The organism is Flavobacterium quisquiliarum (assembly GCF_019308285.1).
Classification (GTDB): domain Bacteria; phylum Bacteroidota; class Bacteroidia; order Flavobacteriales; family Flavobacteriaceae; genus Flavobacterium; species Flavobacterium quisquiliarum.
This window is the reverse complement of record NZ_WWEM01000009.1, coordinates 152,503-166,949: the sequence shown is the minus strand read 5'-3', so window position 1 is coordinate 166,949 and position 14,447 is coordinate 152,503. Positions and strand designations below refer to the sequence as shown.

Here is a 14,447-nt window from a genome sequence, read left to right as displayed (position 1 = left end):
AATAATTGTAAATGAGGAATCAGCAATAATAGAATATTTCGATAGAAAATAATTTTCCTTCTTTGAATTCTAATCGGAATTGACTGTCTTCCATTAAGATAAAGTATTTATGTGGTGATTTTAACGAAGCTTCAACATAAGTTCCATATTTTTCAATGAAAGCTTTTTCAGACAACTTATGATCCAAAATAGCGTTTGGATTGATAATAAATTTATTGTTTTCGTTAATGAAAACTTTGATAATTTCTGCCTTGTTTAGTTTCTCATCGACAGAAGCTTCTAAATCTGGATAATAATAAAATAAGTCACTAGAATACAAACCACATTCATCTGAAATACGAGCCTTTTTTGGCGGATTTCCAAAACTTTTAACCAATTCTGTTTGTGTTAAATACAATGATTTTGTTTTAACGCCTTTTAATGAATATTCCGATTTCTGTATAAAAGAACTGATTTGCTCTGGCAGTTTATGTTTGGATAAAGCTTTGGCTAAAGCCATATTCAATTCCGTATCGGCGATTAATTTTGGATCGTTAATTTGTTTTATAACCTCATAATATCTTTGATAAGCAGGAACCAAATCATTGTAATTGCTATTCCAAGCCAATTCAACAATTCTTTCGCTGAGTGTTTTGCGTTCGGAAATTGCATTGACATCTAGTTTGTCAAAATCTTTTATAAGCGTTTCTAAATTCGGTCTTTGTCCTAGAAATTTTTGAAGTGTAAATTTCGCATATTCTTCATTAAAACTCCCGTTTATGTTAACCCATTCGTCTGGATTTACAGGAATGTAATTTACAGGAACTGGATCTCCATTAAAAAGAATTTCTCTAATTTTTGAATTTTTATCAGGTAAAGCCCTTGCCTTAAGTCCAGCTACAGTTACAAAAAGATGATTGTCGCCGTAATAATTATCGCCACCTTCTAAAATGGGATTTTCGTTATCTCTAATTTTTACGTCTTTAGCATTAAGACTTTTAGCAATGTGCTTTTCCTGAATAAACCCTTCATTAAAATTATCTGCTTGTACTTTATGCCAGCCGTTTTGATTTTCTTCCAATAAACGAACCTCTGCCCCATATTTAAAATAACCTAAAAAAGAAGTAGAATTTGGAGAAGTATATAATCTTGTATCTGAATTTAGAAAATAACGTTCTTGTGAATGAAGTAAAGCAGAACAGAAAAAAAGTAAAAAGCAAAATTTTTTCATGAAGTTGATTTATGTTTTTAGCCAAAGATTAAAAGGATTTACAGAGATTTTTTTATTTAGGCAGATCTAAAAAAATTAAGTAGATATATGCAGATTTTTTTATTTTAAATCTGCTGAAATCTGCCAAATCTGCGTGAAAAAATCATTTTAATCCCTTTAATCTGTGGCTAACTTAAAAATTTTTAACAATCAGCCATATTTACTGCTACGGCAAGACCTCCTTCTGAGGTTTCTTTGTATTTGGAATTCATGTCTTTTGCTGTTTCCCACATGGTATTGATTACTTTATCCAGCGGTACTTTCGCATTTTTAGAATCAGTTTCTAAAGCCAATTCAGCTGCGTTTATCGCTTTTATAGCACCCATTGTGTTTCTTTCAATACACGGAATCTGAACCAAACCGCCAATTGGATCACAGGTTAAACCTAAATGATGTTCCATTGCAATTTCGGCAGCCATTAAAACTTGAGCAGGAGTACCCCCCATTAGCTCGCAAAGTGCCGCTGCGGCCATTGATGACGAAACGCCAATTTCGGCCTGACAACCACCCATTGCTGCTGAAATAGTAGAACCTTTTTTGAAAATACTTCCTATTTCGCCTGCAACCATCAAAAATTGTTTGATTTCTTTTTCGCCTGCATTATGGTTTTCAATTACCATATAATACATTAAAACAGCTGGAATTACGCCTGAACTTCCATTAGTTGGAGCTGTTACAACTCGTCCTAAAGAAGCATTTACTTCATTCACGGCAAGTGCAAAACAGCTTACCCATTTTAAGATTTGACGAAATTTAACTTCTGTTTTTCTAATTTCTTCCAGCCAGCTCTGCGGATCAGTGTAATTAGATAGTCCAATAAGGTTTTGGTGCATATCAAAAGCTCTTCTTCTTACGTGAAGTCCACCAGGAAGAATACCTTCAGAATGACAACCGATGTACATGCATTCTAACATGGTATTCCAAATACGCATTAATTCAGAATGTACTTCCGCTTCTGGACGCATCGAAATTTCATTTTCATATACAATTTCAGAAATGGATTTGTTTTCAGAAATAGTATAATTTAATAATTCTGCTGCGTTTTGAACAGGATAAGGAAAAGCACATTTTATAGCTTCTTTTTGTTTCGCATTTGTACGTTCTTCTTTTACTACAAATCCGCCTCCGATAGAATAAAAAGTAGATTCATACTCAGAATCATCCGATTTGTAAGCCGTAAATTTTAATCCATTGGCATGAAAAGGAAGGAAATCTTTATTGAAAACAATATCTTGAAGAAAATAAAAGGGAATCACTTTTTGGTTGCCCAAATTGATTTCGTTTGTAGTTTCGATTTTTTTGATGATTCCTGCAATATCCTCAACCGGAATATATTCAGGATCCTGACCGCTCAAACCTAGCATAACAGCAAGATCTGTTGCATGGCCTTTTCCGGTTAGTGATAAAGAGCCGTACAAATCGACTTTTACTCTTGTAATATCTTCTAAAATTGCCTCCTCTTTAAGCTCTTCCAGAAAGCGTTCGGCCGCGCGCCAAGGTCCCAAAGTATGTGAGCTTGAAGGGCCAACGCCAATTTTAAGCATATCAAAAACTGAGATACATTCTTCCATTGTTCGTTTTTTGTTAAGACAAAGATAATTGAATACCGCAATGGATAGTTATATTTGAATGTTAATCTTGAGTTTTTGTTAAAAAAAATATTAAATTTTAATAATTCGGCAAGGAAATAAATTTAAAACCTTAATATGCAGTTTTCGTAGAAAGTTCGTGTTTTTTCGGTATTTTTGTAAAGAAACGAGCTTAAAGAAACGACTCAATTCATTAATATTAATACTTCAAGGATTTTGTTCTAATACTGAAAATGTCTTTTTACAATTTAATACCACAAAGAAGATAAAGTTACAATATGATAGAATTTTTCAAACATCTATTACAAGAATTCGAATTACCACTTACCAATCCCGTATTGATTTTTTCGTTAATACTTTTTATAATTCTGCTTTCTCCAATTTTACTTAAAAAAATAAATATTCCAGGAATCATTGGTCTTATTATTTCGGGAGTTATTATTGGTCCACACGGATTAAATATCTTAGCAAAAAACTCAGCAGTCGATTTATTTTCGACCATCGGACTTTTGTATATTATGTTTATTGCAGGTTTAGAATTGGATATGAATGAGTTTAAAGCCAATCGAAACAAGAGTTTATTGTTTGGTTTTTTTACTTTTATTCTGCCACTTTCGATAGGATTTCCAGTTTGCTTTTATTTACTGCAATATGATTTTAATGCCAGTTTTTTAACAGCAAGTATGTTTGCAACACACACATTGGTGGCGTATCCGATCGTTAGTAAATTGGGAATTGCTAAAAACCAAGCTGTTGCGATTACTGTCGGAGGAACAATTTTGACAGATACAGCAGTTTTGATTATTCTAGCCGTGATTATGGGAAGTGCACAGGGAAGTTTAAATCAAGCTTTCTGGATCAAATTAACCATTTCATTAGCTATTTTTTCGGCCATTATGTTTTTGGTTATTCCAAGAATTGCCAAATGGTTTTTCAAAAAACTGGAAAGTGAAAAACATGCTCATTATATTTTTGTACTTTCTGTAGTTTTCTTTGCCGCTTTTTTGGCCGAGGTAGCAGGAGTAGAGCCCATCATTGGCGCGTTCGTTGCGGGTTTGGCATTAAATCCTTTAATTCCGCATTCGTCAGCTTTGATGAATCGAATTGAATTTATAGGAAACTCGTTGTTTATTCCGTTTTTCTTGATATCAGTAGGAATGCTGGTAGATGTAAGCGTGATTTTAAGTGGACCAACAGCTTTGATTGTAGCGGGAACGTTGAGCATTGTGGCTATTTTCGGAAAATGGATTGCAGCCTTTTTTACTCAAATTGTTTTTAAATATACAAGGACTGAAAGGCAGCTTATTTTCGGATTGAGCAGTGCACACGCCGCAGCAACTTTGGCTGTAATTCTAGTTGGTTTTAAAGCAAAAATCCTAGATGAAAATATCTTAAACGGAACTATTATCCTAATTCTAATTACTTGTATTGTGGCTTCTTTTGCAACTGAAAAAGCCGCTAAGAAAATCGCAATCTGTGAAGAAGAAATTTCTCCAGAAGATACAGGAAGGGACCAGATTCTAGATGAACATATTTTGATTCCGTTAGCTAAAACTTCTGCTGCTGCAAGTTTATTGGATTTTGCTCTCTTAATTAAAGACAAAAAATCGTCAAATCCTGTTACATTATTGACCATCGTTCCTAATAACAATCAGGCAGAGAAGAATATTTTAAAATATAGAAAAGCAGTTGATAAATTTGTAGTTCAAGCTTCGGCCTCAGAAGTAAAAATTAATACAATTGCGAGAATTGATCATAATCCTGCAAGCGGAATCGCTAGAACTTCTAAAGAAATCATGTCGGATATAGTAATTGTCGGATGGCCTAGAAAAACAGGATTTATTGATAAAATTTTCGGGGAAAATGTAGATTCTATCATTAATAATGTCGATAAGAGTTTGTTTATCTGTCGCTTTCAAAAGAATTTTATTGAAGAGAAAAGATTGGTTTTTGTTTGTCCTCCCTTTTCAGAAAGAGGTGTTGGATTTCAGGTATTACTTCAAAAAGTATGTAGATTATCACAAGAGTTAAGTATTCCGATAATGATTCATGCCGAATATAAAACACACGAAACGATTCAGCAGATTGCTAATAACTTGAAGTTGAATGCGAAGTTTGGATTTAAAAATGTTTCCGATTGGGAAGATTTTGAATCTATTTCAGATGAAATGAAATCTACAGATTTGGTAGTTTTCAACTTATCCAGAAAAGGTTCTGTCTCATATCAGTCCATTTTTGAGAGATTGCCACAAAAAATTGAAAAGTTTTTCAATGACAATAATGTGATTTTGGTTTATCCGCAAGACGACCGTAAGGAAAGCGCAATGGATGCCTACGAAGATTTTACAACATCGCCTTTAGCAAAAGGAATTGAAGCAATCGAACAGATTGGACGTGGTTTAGGAAGTATTTTGAAGAAAGGGTAAGATTTATTTATCATTTTATGACAGAAGAATTAAAAGAGATTTTTAGAAAGTATGATTTTCCAAAACGCGATGAGAGTTCTTCAGTTGAGATTGAAGATATTCAAGTACATTTAAAATTTGATCTTCCAGAAGATTATGTTTTCTATGTAGAAAATTATTTAGGAATTGATCAATTTATTGGCGCTGAGTTTATAAAACTTTGGAGTTTAGAAGAAATTATTGATGCAAACTTAGAGTATCATATATTTGAAAAATTACCACAAACACTAGCTATTGGAACAAATGGAAGTGGTGAATTTATTGGAATTGAATTTGATGATGATAATGCTATAAAAATTATCCTTTCGCCTTTTATTGATTTAAATGCAAAATATCATGTTGAAATAGGAAATTCATTTACTGACTTTTTGGATCGACTTGATAAAGGAGTTGAATGGTTTTAATAATATTTAAAATTGAAAAAAAATGAAACACCAAATAAAATCAATCCGTCCATTTATAGGTTCTAAAAATTTTGAAATCTCGAGAAGTTTCTACCGAGATTTAGGTTTTGAAGAAATAGTTTTAGAACATAATTTTTCTGTTTTTAAAGTCGGAGAAATCGCTTTTTATCTTCAAGATTATTATGATAAAAGCTGGAACGAAAACACTATGATTTTTCTTGAAGTTGATGATGTTGATCGTTATTATAATGAATTGAAAGCACTCAATTTAACTGAAAAATACGGTGTAAAATTAACGCCAACAAGACACTTAGATTGGGGAAGCGAATGTTTTCTGCACGATCCGTCTGGAGTTTTATGGCATTTTGGAAAGTTTAAATAATTTAATATTTGGTTTCGAAAAATTGGAGTATTAGGAAATCATTTGAAGCAATTTGACGTCAAAAGAGAATCACTTAAATTCGTGAATTCGTAGCTAAAAAAAAATACCTATCTCAATCCAAAATCTCCCAAAACCCGAGTAGTAGTTTTGCGCTGATACCAATCATTGTAAACTAATTCGATACTTTTTACCTCAAATTCTCCGAAATCATAATCACGGAATTTTGTAGCAGTTTCTATTAGTTTTTCAGGATTTTGAAGTTTATCCTGAAAACGCATTATAGTCGAATGTGCCGTAGAAATCTCATATCGGCTATCAATGCTTTGTTGTAAACCGGAATTTTTAAAATTTTCTCGAAGTCTGTTTCTTAAATTATTCAGCGTTTCATCACTTGGAAATCCCTGAATCATTATTGCCGATGGAGAAGCCGTTATACCTTTGTAATGAATTTTAATTTTATTGACATCCACAAGACTTCTACAGATAACTTCAATATATTCATTTGGTGAAATCTGATTTAAATTGAATTCGGTAGAACAAGAAATGATAGACATTACGGTGATATGAATGTCTGAATCAGGATAAAAATATTGCTCAGGTTCTACTTTTTTTAGTTCATTTATAAAATGCTGTATATTGGCTTTTATTTCATCGTTTGGACGAATTAATAAAGTTATTCCGAACCGCGAATCAGATTCGTTTTTAATTTCTGAATCAATCACATATTTCCCTGCTGCAATAGCTTCAGAAGATGTTTTATAAAGTTGATCGTAGTGTTCGGTTAAATTCATTATTTAATTATTTCTTTTTTACTTTTTCAAGATTTTCCTTTACTCTAAATTTTACAATTTTCGTAATCAAATCGTAAGGTATTTTATCTTTCAACGGAAATTGTACAGAACCTTTCCCTGATTTATATTTAGAAAGCTCTTCTGCAAAAGCTTCGTGGCCGCTTGGAAGTGCATAAAGTCCAATATGATTTTTGAAAGCTGCAAAATAAACTACGATTCCGTTCTGCTCAAAAGCGGGCATCGAATAACTGATTTTTTCTTTGGCATCTGGAGCTGCTTTCTGAATTGTCATTCGAACTTTCTCCAAAATTTCCTGAACATCATTCGGAAATCCACCGATGTATTCGTCTATATTTTCGGGCTTCTTTGTTTCCATTTTTTTGGTTTCAAGTTTCAGGTTGCTGTAAAGAGCTTAAAGCTTTTAGCTGTGGTCAATACATGTCTTTTATTCTACCGCAAAGTACGCTAAGTATTTTTAATTACTAGACTAAGTATGGTCTATATATTAAGTTCGCAAAGCTTTGTCTGTAAAAAAAAATCAAGATAAAGCTTTGCGAACTTTATCATTTTAATGATTTTCAAAAAAAACTTCGCGTACTTTGCGTAAATCTTTGTGCTCTTTGCGGTAAAAAAAACACACAGATTTTGCGGTTAAATTTATTCTAAGCAAGTCCTTTCGGGAATCTATCTAATACTAAATTCAATTGTAAATTATGTTCTAAAAAGGCTTTAGCTCCAGCCAAAACCAAAGTGAATCCTTCCGTAGAATTACGAACCTGATCTATGATTTTGTCTGTATCTCCGTGAAAACCTGAATTTGTTATGCTTACAAAAGTTTCATTTTCATTTAACGAATGAAAAACCCACTCGACTAAAGTGATTTCATCAGGATTTCCCCATTCAATAACAATCTTTTTATTTTCTTGTAAAACCAAAGTTTTAACGGTAAGTGAAAAACCGTACATCTCCCAAGTCCATTCGGTTTTTTGGTTTTCTTCTAATTTACCAGAACCTTTTGTAAACCAAAATCTACTGGTAATTTCGGGATTTATAAATGCCTGAAAAACTTCTGAAACAGGTTTCCGAATCAGCATCTCGGCTTTTGCAAATTTGTTGTTTTCTGTTTTCATGGTTAATGTGAAATATGTGAAATATGTGAGATAATAGTAAGTTGTTTTTGGGACTTCTAATTTAAGAAAGAAAATTTTAAAATTGGGATAAAAAAAATCCAGACAATTTTTTCTTGTCTGGATCTATGTTTCTATGAATGCATAATTAAAATATCGTATAGCCAAGAACTAGCGAGGTGGATGTAAAATCGGCATTAATTGAAGTATGTTGAAGAATTTTTTTGGTAACATATCTAAATTCTAAACTGTATTTATCTTTAAATTTATAGCCAATTCCAAATGCAAAAGAATTTCTAGTAGAGATGTCAAAATCACCAAATGGTGGATATTTGATCTCCGAACCTAGTTGAAAATCTACTATATATTGAAAATTAAAGAAAAGTTTAGAATTAGTATTTAAGAAAGAGTAGTATCTAATTCCAAATGGCAGTTCTATAGATTTATAATTGATCGCCATATTGTGGTTTCTAATTGTTTTTTCTTCTTCATAAAATTGATAAGTTGGTTCTATAATAAAAGCCCATTTGTTTTTATTAAAACCAAGAATAAATTCAGTTTCAACACCAAATCTTAGTTGTGTTTTATTGCCAAAATCTGCATCATATAGAGGCATGTTTTTATGTTGTAAACTAACACTGCTATTACTTACTCCTGCTCGCACATTTAAGTTAAATAAATCTTTTTTTACTTTAATCTCTGTTGTTGCAACTTTTGGATCAACTAAATGATTATATTTTGAAAAAAACTCAACTAATTTATCTTTACTATAAGTTAAATTCTTAATGTTTTTTTCAGAGATAGAATTGTCTTTTAAAGCATTTGCCAATTGTTGTTTATAATGGTTGTTGTGGCCAATTTCTAATTCAGTTATCTTATAGCTTTTATAAACTAATTGGGTTATTGCTACATCATCGGTTTTAAAGAAGAATCTTTTTAGGTCGTTTTCATCATATTGGTATAAACTTGCTTTTCCTTCAACTAAGACCTTTAAAAATAATGTTTCTTCATTGAATTCAGGATTTTTAACATAACTCATGTTACGCATAATTTCACTGGATTTATCAATGTTTACAGTATATCTCTGATATTTTGTGTCGTTTTCAAAACCAAATTCTTTGACTTGTTGAATGGTTAAAGTTTGTGGTTGTTCAGTTTCTGTAAGTTTATATTGGAATTCTTTAGGTGTCTTTATCCAGTCCTGATTTCTAATCAAACAGTTAACTTTTGTGTTGTTGTTATCAATGTAGTAGGCTTTTTCGAAAACAATTTGAGAATAAGAGTGAAAGCTTAAGAAAGTAAATAAAATTAATAAAGTTAGTTTTTTAATCATTTTTGGTTAATTTGAAATTTTGTTTTTAAATGTTATTCGCGGGCAAATATATAAGAAATTTCATTTAAATAATCTCAAAAAAACTTTTTTAAACCTTATCTTTTTCAATCCATTTGCCAACTGTGGGTGGCGTATAATTTCTCATTTTAAGTAACAAATCATCGATGTTATCGCTTATCAAAAGCATTTCTCTGTTAGTTTCTTTGAGTAAACCTTTAGTGGTCATAGTTTTTAGTAATTCTATAAGCGAGTCATAATAGCCATCTACATTTAAAATTGCTATCGGTTTTTTATGAAGTCCCAATTGTGCCCATGTCAGCATTTCGAAAAGCTCTTCAAGAGTTCCAAAACCTCCAGGCAACGCAATTACACCGTCGCACAAATCATTCATTTTGGTTTTTCTTTCATGCATGCTTTCTACCAAAATCAATTCAGTTAAACCTTGATGTGCGATTTCTTTTGATCTCAAAAAGTTAGGCAGCACACCAATTACTTTTCCGCCAGCATTCAATGCGCCATCTGCAACAGCACCCATCAAGCCAACATTGGCACCTCCGTAAACTAATTCAATATTTTGTTCTGCAAGTGTTTTCCCTAAAGCAATTGCTTGTTCTTCATATATTTTTTCTGTACCAAAACTAGAGGCACAGAATACTGTAATTCTTTTCATTTTTTTGTTATTTATTATGAATTAAAGGTTAATGGTACAAATTCCTAACATATAACCTTTAACCTATTACTTTTTTAATTCATATTCAAAATAAGGCATATCAATTCCATTTGCTGTTAGAATCATGTCTCTTACCTTTTCAGCTCCAAGTTTTAGGACTGCTTTTTGAGAACGGAAGTTTTCGGCTCCCACATGAAAAAATATGGAATCAACATGCTGAAAGGCATAATCAATCAAAAGCTTTTTATTTGATTTATTGTAAGGACCACCCCAAAATTTTCGAGCCAAAAAAGTATATCCAATTGCAACACTAGATTTTTCGGGATTGTACTCATAAAAACGAGTTGTGCCTATTATTTCGTTTGTTTGTTTATCAAGAATTAAAAATGAACCTTTTGAATTTATTGCCATTTCAAAAAAAGCAGTAAAACCTTCTCTATGATATCTGTCCTTTGAAGGATGTTGTTCCCAAATTAAGGGATCTGAGGCAACTTTGAACAATTCCTCAAAATGTTTTTCTTCTAACGGAATTAATTTTGTGATTTCATTTTCTAAAATATCAGGCTGTAAATTGAAATTGGATGTTGTCATTTTTATAGTTTTTGTGGTTTCTTTTTGGTTAGTTTGTCAGAATGAAAAAATTAAATCCTTTTAATTTGCACACAAGAAACATCTTGCATCTTAATTTCTTTTCCAGTTTTCTTCAATAATCCCGTTTTTGGGTCTCTTTTAAAAACAATTACATTTCCTGTTTGAACATTTGATGCAACTAAAAAATTTCCACTTTCGTCAATAGCAAAAACTCGCGGATGTTTTCCTAAAGTAGATTGATAACCAATGTTTTTCAATAATCCGTTTTCGTCGATAGAAAAAATGGTAATGTTGTTTTCTTTTCCTCGATTTGTGGCATAAAGAAATTTTCCGTCTGGTGAAATATGAACATCAGAACTTTCAAAACCTTCTTTTATTTTATCTGGATGTGTCGCAATACGCTGGATTTTATTCAAAACACCATTTTCATATTTGTAAACACTGATTTGCCCAGCCATTTCTTCAATACAATATCCATATTTTTGATTTGGATGAAAAGTAAAATGTCTGGGACCAGCTTCTAAATCGGTTTTTGTGAATGGATTTTTCGTTTCCACTAAAGGCTTTTTCTGATTTTCATCAAAAGCATAACAGCGAATTTTATCGGCTCCTAAATCGGGCAAAAATAAATAATCATACTGAGGAGAAAATACAGCCGAATGAACGTGTGATCTGGTTTGTCTTTCTTTATGAGTACTTCCATCCATATATTGAAAATTCTGCGCAATCGAGTCAATTTTGCCATTTTCTAAAATAGGAAAAACAGAAACACTTCCTTCTGTATAATTCGCATTGGTAATCCATTTTCCGCTTTTATGAACTGAAACGTAAACAGGGTTTTCGCCGCCACTTTGCTGACTGTTTAAAAATGTCAGACTTTTATTTTCAGTATTAAATTCAAAACTGCTTATACTTCCTGCATTTGGTGTTTTGGTGTCAGTGCAGGCATAAACGTATTTTCCGTTTGGTGAAACCGTTAAATAAGAAGGATTGATAACATTGTTAACGGAAGTAAATTTCGTCAATTTTCCGTTTAAAGTATCCAATTGATATACCTGAATCGCTTCTGCCGATTTATCACGATTGTATGATCCTAAAAAGACGTAAGTGTTCTGGGAAAATAGATTACAGCTTAAAAGAAAGGTTATGGTTAGTATGAGGTTTTTTAGGTTCATTTTTAGGTTTCTTTGTTTGAAGTTTCAAGTTGCATTTCACAATATACCATTCAAAATTAATGAACTCCTTTCCACCATTGTTTAAATTCCTGTTTTTCGTTTTTAAGCTCTACTTTTTCGCCAATCATTGGAGTTATTAACGGAACAGGATTTTCGCTTAAACTATTCAGTTCGGTTACTTTGATTAAAGGCGCATCCCAGGAATGAAGGGAAAGGGCAAATTTAGACGAATGAACTGGAAATACTCTCTTTGATTTTAGGTCTTTCATGGCTTTTATAACGTCTTCTGGCATATTGTGAATATATTTCCATTTTTCGTTGTATTGACCATTGTCCAATAAAGCAACATCAAACGGACCATATTTTTCGCCTATTTCTGCAAAATGTTTATCATAACCGCTGTCTCCGCCCAGATACATTTTAAAATCTTTAGTTTCTAAAATGAAAGATGTCCAAAGCGTGTTGCATCTTTTGAAACTTCTACCAGAGAAATGTCTAGATGGTGCTGTATAAAGTGTTAGATTCTCATCTAATTCGATTGTAGAAAACCAATCTTTTTCCATAATATTTTCAGATGGAAATCCCCAGAACTCAAAATGTGAACCAACTCCAAGAGCTGTGATTATTTTTTTTGTTTTAGGTTTTAATTTCAGAATCGTATCGTAATCTAGATGATCATAATGATCGTGTGTAATCAATAAATAATCAATTTCCGGAAGATCATCAACAGTGTAAATGTCACTTCCTTTGAATGATTTTGTAGTGCCTGGAATAGGAGAGGCATTTCCGCTAAAAACAGGATCAATCAGAAAACGTTTTCCTGCCAGCTGAATAAAATATGATGAATGCCCAAACCAAACCAAAACATCTTCATCAATTGGAAGTTCATGTAAATTGGTTTTTATGGACGGAATTAAATCGGATGGAATTTTTCGATCTACTTTTTTGAAGAAAAATTCAAGTAAAACTCCAGCCATACTTGCGCCTTCAGCAAGATCGGGAGTAAAACTCTGATTTTCGAATTTTCCGTTTTTATATTGAGGCGATTTCTGAATTAAATTCAGTCTTTCGCCAGAAGGGGCTTTTCCAAATTTTGGATGTTCCAAAAATCGGTAAAGGGCAAGTGCTATTAGCGCTAATAGAATTAAAAATGTAATCATTTATTTGGAGGGATATAATTTTTGAGTGCAGTCAACCGAAAGTAAAATTATCTTTTTTAAGATCTCCATATCGATATCAGCTAATTTTTTAATGTAAATACAAGCTTTAGAGGAAGTATGTTTTCCTAGTTTTGGTAAAAGTTCTTCTCTTTCTTTTTCAGGCAGATAAAAATAAACTGTCATTGCTGTTTTTCTTGGCGAAAAACCTGCTAAAGGCGCGTCGCCCTCATGTCCGCTGTCATATTTGTAATGATAACTTCCGAAACCAATGATGCTTGGTCCCCACATTTTGGGCTCAAAACCAGTTATTTCCTGTATAATTTTAAGAAGCTCAAAAGCATCGTTTCTTTTGACTTCGTTTTCGACAGCATTAATAAAATCTGTAACGCTGTTTGTAGTTTCAGTAGTTTTATTGACAGCCATTTTGCGTTTATTTTTTATTTAATAAGTCACTTTTAAAAGAATGTTTTTGATTTTAAATTCTGATGCATAAAACAAATTAGAATCTTCAGGCATCTGATTTTCTAAAACAATCATGCTGACGTCGCTTTCGGGGAAATACAAATTTACAGCAGAAAATCCGTTACCAAGACCAGTATGGCCAAAATATTTTATAGGTTCTTTTTCAATAATTCTTAAACCATAACCATAGCCTTCTTTCTCTTTTCCAAAGAAATTATGTTGATTTTTAATCGTATACGATGTCATCAATTTGTATGATTCGGGTTTGAGAATTTTTCCTTTGTGAAGGTTATTATTCCAGATTAAAAGATCATTAACAGTAGAAATAAGACCGCTAGAAGGTACTTTGTAAGGTGAGATTAAATTATTCTCCGCTTTTTCTAAAGTACCACCATTATTCATATATCCAGTAACTAAATTCCTGTCCTTATCTTGTGAGTAACAAAAGGTATTGTTCATTTTAAGCTTTTTAAACAAATCATTAGCCAGTTCTGAATAGCTTTTTTGGGATACAGATTCAAGAATCTGACCTAGTATTGGATAGCCTTCATTTCCATATTTAAAATCACTTCCAGGTTTAAAAAGCAAAGGTTTTTGTAAATCAGTGATTCCATGCGAATGATTCAATAACTGATGAATTGTTATAGTATCTGCCCAGGTTTGTTTTAAATTGGGAAGGTATTTTTTTATTGGAGTATGAAGATTAATTTTACCTTTTTCAACTTCTTTCAAAATCAAAGCTGCCGTAATTTGTCGGGTAAGTGACATAATTTCAAATTGACTGTCCAACGTCAAAGGTTTTTTAGTCTCAAAATTTGAATATCCTTTAGCTTTTGAATATACTGTTTTTCCATTTTTTGAAATCAAAACAACGCCATTAAAAACTGGATTGGTAGCATTTTGAATTAAGCTGTCAATGCTTTTTTGATAATCGTCTTTTTTTTGTGCTGATGAATGACAGCTTGAAAGAATAAAAAGTAATAATAAGGAGATTTTAGGAATAAAGTTCATTTAGTGTTCAGTGTTCAGTTTTTTTAGTATTCGGTGTT

General features: G+C 32.1%; 15 protein-coding genes. 3 read left to right on the top strand and 12 right to left on the bottom strand.

The annotated features are described in order from the left end of the window. Positions 1 to 19: 19 nt before the first annotated feature. Together GSY47_RS02435 and GSY47_RS02430 are read right to left on the bottom strand one after the other, a co-directional pair. Positions 20 to 1,210 carry an SH3 domain-containing protein gene (locus GSY47_RS02435; RefSeq protein ID WP_179002832.1) on the bottom strand — a complete coding sequence of 397 codons (1,191 nt, stop codon included), beginning with the start codon at positions 1,208 to 1,210 and terminating at the stop codon, positions 20 to 22. A 182-nt stretch (positions 1,211 to 1,392) separates the two neighbouring features. Beyond that, positions 1,393 to 2,820, bottom strand: a complete 1,428-nt coding sequence (locus GSY47_RS02430) for an L-serine ammonia-lyase (protein ID WP_179002833.1) — start codon at positions 2,818 to 2,820, stop codon at positions 1,393 to 1,395. 296 nt (positions 2,821 to 3,116) lie between these two features. Between GSY47_RS02430 and GSY47_RS02425 the strand changes: the two genes are divergently transcribed. Genes GSY47_RS02425 through GSY47_RS02415 form a run of 3 tightly spaced genes read left to right on the top strand, consistent with a single transcriptional unit; the run spans position 3,117 to position 6,089 of the window. Beyond that, entirely contained in the window at positions 3,117 to 5,264 is a 2,148-nt protein-coding gene (locus GSY47_RS02425) for a cation:proton antiporter (protein WP_179002834.1), read from the top strand. A gap of 17 nt (positions 5,265 to 5,281) precedes the next feature. After that, positions 5,282 to 5,707 (top strand): SMI1/KNR4 family protein, encoded by a 426-nt coding sequence (locus GSY47_RS02420; protein WP_179002835.1) that lies wholly within the window; start codon positions 5,282 to 5,284, stop codon positions 5,705 to 5,707. 22 nt (positions 5,708 to 5,729) lie between these two features. Then, positions 5,730 to 6,089: a VOC family protein gene (locus GSY47_RS02415; protein WP_179002836.1), complete on the top strand. Its 360-nt coding sequence runs from the start codon at positions 5,730 to 5,732 to the stop codon at positions 6,087 to 6,089. A gap of 107 nt (positions 6,090 to 6,196) precedes the next feature. Here the strand turns inward: GSY47_RS02415 and GSY47_RS02410 are convergent, their stop codons facing one another. The 10 genes from GSY47_RS02410 to GSY47_RS02365 form a co-directional block, all read right to left on the bottom strand. Continuing rightward, the gene (locus GSY47_RS02410; RefSeq protein ID WP_179002837.1) at positions 6,197 to 6,880 is read right to left on the bottom strand and encodes a 2'-5' RNA ligase family protein; all 684 of its coding nucleotides are present in this window, start codon (positions 6,878 to 6,880) and stop codon (positions 6,197 to 6,199) included. A 7-nt stretch (positions 6,881 to 6,887) separates the two neighbouring features. Beyond that, positions 6,888 to 7,256, bottom strand: coding sequence for an iron chaperone (locus tag GSY47_RS02405; RefSeq protein ID WP_179002838.1), 369 nt, complete (start codon positions 7,254 to 7,256; stop codon positions 6,888 to 6,890). 286 nt (positions 7,257 to 7,542) lie between these two features. Beyond that, the gene (locus tag GSY47_RS02400) at positions 7,543 to 8,010 is read right to left on the bottom strand and encodes an SRPBCC family protein (protein ID WP_179002839.1); all 468 of its coding nucleotides are present in this window, start codon (positions 8,008 to 8,010) and stop codon (positions 7,543 to 7,545) included. Positions 8,011 to 8,155: 145 nt separating this feature from the next. Beyond that, entirely contained in the window at positions 8,156 to 9,340 is a 1,185-nt protein-coding gene (locus tag GSY47_RS02395) for a porin family protein (RefSeq protein ID WP_179002840.1), read from the bottom strand. A gap of 88 nt (positions 9,341 to 9,428) precedes the next feature. Then, entirely contained in the window at positions 9,429 to 10,010 is a 582-nt protein-coding gene (locus tag GSY47_RS02390) for an LOG family protein (protein WP_179002841.1), read from the bottom strand. A 66-nt stretch (positions 10,011 to 10,076) separates the two neighbouring features. Further along, on the bottom strand, positions 10,077 to 10,601 hold the full coding sequence (locus GSY47_RS02385) for a GNAT family N-acetyltransferase (RefSeq protein ID WP_179002842.1): 525 nt from the start codon (positions 10,599 to 10,601) through the stop codon (positions 10,077 to 10,079). A gap of 50 nt (positions 10,602 to 10,651) precedes the next feature. Next, on the bottom strand, positions 10,652 to 11,776 hold the full coding sequence (locus GSY47_RS02380) for a lactonase family protein (protein ID WP_179002843.1): 1,125 nt from the start codon (positions 11,774 to 11,776) through the stop codon (positions 10,652 to 10,654). Positions 11,777 to 11,832: 56 nt separating this feature from the next. Next, complete coding sequence (locus GSY47_RS02375) at positions 11,833 to 12,936, bottom strand: MBL fold metallo-hydrolase (RefSeq protein ID WP_179002844.1); 1,104 nt, start codon at positions 12,934 to 12,936, stop codon at positions 11,833 to 11,835. Next, a complete protein-coding gene (locus tag GSY47_RS02370; protein WP_179002845.1) occupies positions 12,937 to 13,359 on the bottom strand; it encodes a DUF1801 domain-containing protein in 423 nt (140 codons plus the stop codon). Between the two features lie 18 nt (positions 13,360 to 13,377). Further along, positions 13,378 to 14,409 carry a serine hydrolase domain-containing protein gene (locus GSY47_RS02365; RefSeq protein WP_179002846.1) on the bottom strand — a complete coding sequence of 344 codons (1,032 nt, stop codon included), beginning with the start codon at positions 14,407 to 14,409 and terminating at the stop codon, positions 13,378 to 13,380. Positions 14,410 to 14,447: the final 38 nt, after the last annotated feature.